The organism is Rhodococcus sp. ARC_M6 (genome assembly GCF_022810305.1).
Classification (GTDB): Bacteria; Actinomycetota; Actinomycetes; order Mycobacteriales; family Mycobacteriaceae; genus Rhodococcus_F.
Map to the genome: position 1 here is coordinate 1 of NZ_JALGQH010000060.1, position 5,602 is coordinate 5,602.

The 5,602-nt window shown below is 61.0% G+C and carries 5 protein-coding genes; 3 read left to right on the plus strand and 2 right to left on the minus strand.

Annotated elements, in window-relative coordinates; genetic code table 11:
* Positions 1–130 precede the first annotated feature (130 nt).
* The 3 genes from MTX36_RS29295 (at position 131) to MTX36_RS29305 (ending at position 3,776) form a co-directional block, all read left to right on the plus strand.
* On the plus strand, positions 131–700 hold the full coding sequence (locus tag MTX36_RS29295; RefSeq protein WP_243623172.1) for an alpha/beta hydrolase: 570 nt from the start codon (positions 131–133) through the stop codon (positions 698–700).
* A 103-nt stretch (positions 701–803) separates the two neighbouring features.
* Positions 804–2,069, plus strand: a complete 1,266-nt coding sequence (locus MTX36_RS29300) for an MFS transporter (RefSeq protein ID WP_243623173.1) — start codon at positions 804–806, stop codon at positions 2,067–2,069.
* A gap of 135 nt (positions 2,070–2,204) precedes the next feature.
* Positions 2,205–3,776 (plus strand): long-chain fatty acid--CoA ligase, encoded by a 1,572-nt coding sequence (locus tag MTX36_RS29305; RefSeq protein WP_243623174.1) that lies wholly within the window; start codon positions 2,205–2,207, stop codon positions 3,774–3,776.
* 56 nt (positions 3,777–3,832) lie between these two features.
* Here MTX36_RS29305 and MTX36_RS29310 read toward each other — a convergent pair whose 3' ends face one another.
* Both MTX36_RS29310 and MTX36_RS29315 read right to left on the minus strand, forming a co-directional pair.
* Entirely contained in the window at positions 3,833–4,219 is a 387-nt protein-coding gene (locus MTX36_RS29310) for a carboxymuconolactone decarboxylase family protein (RefSeq protein ID WP_243623175.1), read from the minus strand.
* Complete coding sequence (locus MTX36_RS29315; RefSeq protein ID WP_243623176.1) at positions 4,216–5,559, minus strand: MFS transporter; 1,344 nt, start codon at positions 5,557–5,559, stop codon at positions 4,216–4,218. Before MTX36_RS29315 ends, MTX36_RS29310 begins: the two co-directional genes overlap by 4 nt.
* Positions 5,560–5,602: the final 43 nt, after the last annotated feature.

Consider the following 5,602-nt stretch of genomic DNA (forward strand, 5'->3'; position numbering starts at 1 on the left):
GAGTTCATGTAGATGAGGGACAGGGTTCGGGGGTATGGAGGGTGACCTTCATGCCCCCGAACTTTGTTCGTCCCCTGAAGCTGCACAGGCAGTCATCGTCAACTGACACAACAGAAGTACGGAGTTCCTGATGATCGAATCACCGACGGTAGTACTGGTCCCGGGTCTACGTGACCACGTCGAGGATCACTGGCAGACGCACCTCGAGAAGAAACTCGACAAAGTGCGGTCTGTTCCGCCGCTCGAACACGACAAACTCAGCCGCGATTTGCGCGTTGCCGCATTGGATGCGGTGCTCTCTGACATTGAGGGACCTGTTGTCCTGGTGGCGCATAGCGCGGGTGTGATGATCACAGCGCAATGGGCCCGGCAACACAGTCGCCCGATCGCCGGGGCTCTTCTTGTCACACCGCCGGATTTCGACTTTCCGATGGGAGAGCCGTATCCGACGCAGGAACAGTTGCAGGACAACGGATGGATGCCGGTACCGAGGCAGCGCCTGCCGTTCCCCAGCACGGTCGCGGCTAGCCGCAACGATCCGCTGGCGGACTATCGGCGAGTAGTCGGTCTGGCGGAAGGATGGGGCAGCCAGGTGCTCGATCTCGGCGAGGTAGGACACCTGAATCCGGCTGTGGGGTACGGATACTGGCCGCGGGCCGAGGCATTGGTCCAAGACCTGATCGACAAGGCCCGGGAGTGACAGCGATCGGCACGGCGCGAGGTTCCGTCCGCCGGCCGTTTGAACAGGAGTGTTGATGGCGCTGAAAATGCAAGTGGACGAACACAAAAGACGATCGACTGAGATGAAGGCCGCGTCAAGGGCATTTCCCTGGATCGTCTTCGTGTTGATTTCCGGGCTGATGATGTCGGACTACATGTCCCGGCAAGTTCTCAGCGCGGTATTTCCGCTGTTGAAGCTGGAGTGGGGACTATCGGACTCTCAACTTGCCTCGCTCACAAGCGTAGTCGCGCTGATCGTCGGCGTGCTTGCTCTGCCGTTGTCTCTACTTGCGGATCGGTGGGGGCGTGTTCGCAGTGTGGTTCTCATGGCGGTCGTGTGGAGTGTCGCGACACTACTGAGCGCAGCGGCCACGAGCTACGGCCAAATGTTCGGTGCCCGTCTGCTTCTCGGGTTCGGTGAGGCGGCCTATGCGAGTGTCGGTATGGCGGTCATGCTCAGCATGTTCGCTCCTCGTCTGCACGCCTCGCTCAGTGGCGCGTTCATGGCTTCTACGTATTTCGGATCGGTAATCGGTGTTGCGCTCGGTGGCATAGTCGCGGATCGCTTCGGATGGCGGTCGGCGTTTGTCTTCATGGCAGTAGTCGGCCTCGTACTGGCTCTCATTCTGCGGATGGTGGTTACCGAGGGGCGCATCGACAGGAACCGGGCTGACGCCCCCGACGTTGCTGCCACTGCAAGTTCAGACAGTGCGCGAGCGCCTCTTTCGAGTCTGTTCAACAATCTTTCGCTGATGTGCGTGTATATCGGTGGGGGCCTTCAACTCTTCGTCTCCGGAGTTCTTCTCGTGTGGTTGCCGAGTTTCTTCAACCGTTACTACGACATGGAAGCGAGTGCCGCTGGACTCGCCTCTTCCAGTTTTGTGCTTCTGATCGGCGCCGGAATGGTGCTGTGCGGTATCGGGGCAGACCGGATCAGTCGCGACAATCCGGCGCGTCGATGGCTCGCTGCGGTGACGTACCCGGCGATCTCGCTTGCAGCACTGTTTATCGGGTTCGGACTCGACACCGGCCCGGTGCAGTTGGTACTGATCGGAATTGGAGCCTTCTTCTGCTCCGGCGCGGCCGGCGCTGTCACCGCGATCACCGCCAGCCTCACGCATCCTTCCATTCGTGCGTCGGCATTCGGCGTCGGAACCCTGTCCAACAACATCTTCGGACTGGCGTTGGGTCCCCTCGTCGTCGGATTTGTGTCCGACAGGCTAGGTCTGCTGGGCGCATTGCAGTGGATACCGTTCGCCTATGTCGTCGCGATAGTGATTCTGCTGATCGGACGGCGCCACTACGCCGGTGGACTGAGCAAGTTGGCCGGACTGAGTCTGAAGCCGTGAGTTGGGGTCATCTCGGGTTCGCTGCGTACGCTTGACGCGTGTGTCGGTGACCTACTAGGTCAAGGGGGCATGGAGCGGAGACGCCCATGCCCCCCGAACGTTATTCGCCCGGAATCAAGTGAAAGAGAAGTCGTAATGCTCAACCTTGCTGTGCTGCTGGAAGATTCCGCCCGTCGGTATCCTGATCGCGACGCGCTTGTCCTCGGCGACAAGCGGCTTACGTATGCGCAGGTGAACTCGCAGGCAAATCGGATCGCTCATTTGTTGGTGTCACGTGGCGTGGAACCGGGTGACAAGGTGGCGCTGTCCTGCCCGAATATCCTCGCGTTCCCGATCGTGTACAACGGCATTCTCAAGGCGGGCGCGATTGTCGTGCCGCTCAACGTGATGCTCAAGGAACGTGAAATCGCCTACCACCTCACTGATTCCGAGGCGAAGGTCTACTTCTGTTTCGAGGGTAGCCCCGAGATGCCGATCGGAAAATACGGACACGGTGGATTCGAGCAGACGTCGACCTGCCGCGACATGATTCTGATCAGCGCCGCGGAGGGTGCGCCCTCGTCGATTCCCGGAGTCGAGACACTCGACGAGGCGCTGGCTGACTCGACCGACCAGTTCGATTCTGTTGTTCGCGAACCCACTGATGGCGCGGTAATTCTCTACACCAGTGGAACCACCGGAAAGCCTAAGGGCGCGGAGCTCACGCACTCCAACATGGTGCTCAACGCGCTCTCGGCAAACCGCCTGTTCGAGAGCACCCCAACACAACTCGATCGATGCCTGATCACACTCCCGTTGTTCCACTCGTTCGGGCAGACCGTTGCCATGAACTCCGCGATCTCGGTGGGCTCGACTCTGGTGCTGGTGCCGCGGTTCGACGCTGCGGGTGCACTGGCATTGATGGAGCGCGAGAACATCACTGTCTTTGCCGGCGTACCGACCATGTACTGGGGGCTTCTCGGCGCGCTCGACGGTGCAAACGTGGATGTCGAGAAGATCGCGCGGAACATGCGCAAGGCGGTCTCCGGTGGCGCCGCACTGCCCGTCGAGATTCTGACGCGTTTCAAGGAACGCTTCGGTGTTCAAATCCTCGAAGGGTACGGGCTGTCCGAGACCTCTCCGTTGGCGTTGTTCAGCGACCCCGAGCGTGATCCGCGGCCCGGGTCGATCGGCATCCCGGTCTGGGGCATCGAGGCACGTCTAGTCGACGCGGACTGGAACACCGTTTCGGGCCCGGATATGTTGGGAGAACTTGCTATTCGTGGCCACAACATCATGAAGGGCTACTGCAACCGTCCCGAAGCCACAGCAGAGGTCATGCGCAACGGCTGGTTCCGGACCGGTGACTTGGCACGGGTCGACGAGGACGGCTTCTTCTACATCGTCGACCGCGCGAAGGACATGATCGTGCGTGGTGGATTCAATGTCTATCCCCGTGAGGTCGAAGAAGTTCTGCTGAGCCACGAGGCCGTGTCACTGGTCGCGGTCATCGGGGTTCCCGACGAACGCCACGGCGAAGAAGTTGTGGCCTTCGTCATTCTCGAGCCGACTGCGCAGATCACCGAAGCGGAACTTGTCGCCTGGTCGAAAGAGCAGATGGCCGCGTACAAGTATCCGCGTCGTGTGGAATTTGTTCCGACGCTTCCGATGACCGCTACCGGAAAGATCCTCAAGCGCGAACTCGGGGCGGTACAGGCGCTTCTGTAGGAGCGATGCAAACGGGCCCCTACGCGAGTAGGGGCCCGTTGACGTTTCAGCACAGGTTAGGCGGCAGCCTGACGTTGCTTGTAGGCTTCCATCTCCTCGGCCAGGATCGGAACGCCGAGGTTGCAGGAGTGAATCCCGACAACTGTGGCCAGCTTGAGCACTTCGAGAATCTCTTGGGGCGTCACCCCGATGTCCAAGGCGGCCTGGATATGTCGCCGCGTGCCTGGTGCATACATATGGGTGGCGGAGGCGTCGACGGCGATGCACAGCAGCTGAATGACCTTGGGGGAGAGCACGCCGCTCTGGTACGGCTGCATCGCCATTTTCATGTACAGCTCGGTCCACTCCGGATCCATCTCGAGAAGCTCGTCCCAGAGTTCGTTCCAGCCTCCGCCGGCCTTCATCGCTTCGACTACGGGGTAACTGTTTTCGGGCGTGGTCATTTTCCCTCGATCCCGGCCGCGGCGTCGGCCGGGCGTAGTTCCTGGAGTTTGCGCAGGCCGGCCGGGAACGCACGGCGTCCCAGCAACATTGCCGCGGCTGCGGGGATGTAGAACAGCGGCGCGATGCGTAGTGCGTCGAGGAGGCCGAGGTGGTCGGCGAGGACTCCGATGACGAAGGGGCCCAGGGCAAGTCCGAGTAGGTTGTTTGCAACGGTGAGCGTGCCCATTGCCGAAGCCCGGATGCTGGTGTGCGTGAGATTAGCGACCATCGCGGCAGCTGGACCGCAAGATCCGGCCGAGAAGAACGCGCCGATACCGATCAGGATCAGTTGGACGGGACCGTTCCCCAGGCTGAATCCCACGCCCAAGCAGGTGAGCGCAATGAGGCAATAGGCGGTTGCCGAGGTCCACTTGGTAGCCGGGTTGTTTCGGCTTACGCGGTCGGTGATGAAGCCGCACACGACCATTCCGCTGCCGACGAGGAGTACGAAGACGGATGCGACGGCGCCCGCCTTGTCGGGGCCCAGGCCGTAGTACCGGTTGAAGAAGCTCGGCATCCAGGAGAGAAGTACTGCGGCAGTGAACATCTGCAGGCCGCTGCCGACGTAGGTCCACATGACGGCCGGATTGGTGAACAGGCTGGAGAGAGGAGCGCGGTAGCTACTCACCGAATCTGCGTCGCCGATCGCGGCTGGAGGTCCTTCGACGGCATATTTTGCCAGTCGTTTCTCGGTGACCAGAGCGCGGAACAGCGCCACCAGGATGAGGCCGAATATCGCCATGACGGCAAAAGACCAGCGCCAGCTGAACTGAACAGCGATGAAGCCGCCGATCGCGACGCCGATCACGGATCCGAACGAACCGCCGGCCATGAATGCGCCGGCCAGTGCAGCGTGCACCCGAGGAGCAAACACGCTGAGCACCACTGCAATTCCGACGCTGCCGTATGCTGCTTCACCGACCCCGACCAGGAAGCGTGCGCCGAGCATCTGCTCGTACGACTGGGCAATCGCGCACAGCAACGTTGCGATGCTCCACAGCACGGCCATGAGGATCAGGCTCTTCACCCGACCCCAACGATCGGCCAGGATGGAGAGCGGGAAGGTCAGCAGGCCGACCATCAGCGCGACGACGCTACTGAGCGACGCCAGGTGTGAATCGGAGAGATCCCATTCGGCTTTCAGGATCGGGAAGACGGAGCTTAGAACCTGACGGGACATGTAGTCCGACAACAGAAGTCCGAAGCACAGTGCAAGGACTATCCAGGGATAGATCCGGTGTTTCCGCCCGGGCGTCGACGTCTCGTCCTGCGCTTTGGTCGGTTCGGCGTGCAGCACCATAACTTTTCCTCAGTTCGATCTAACAGATGGGGGAGCGGGAGCT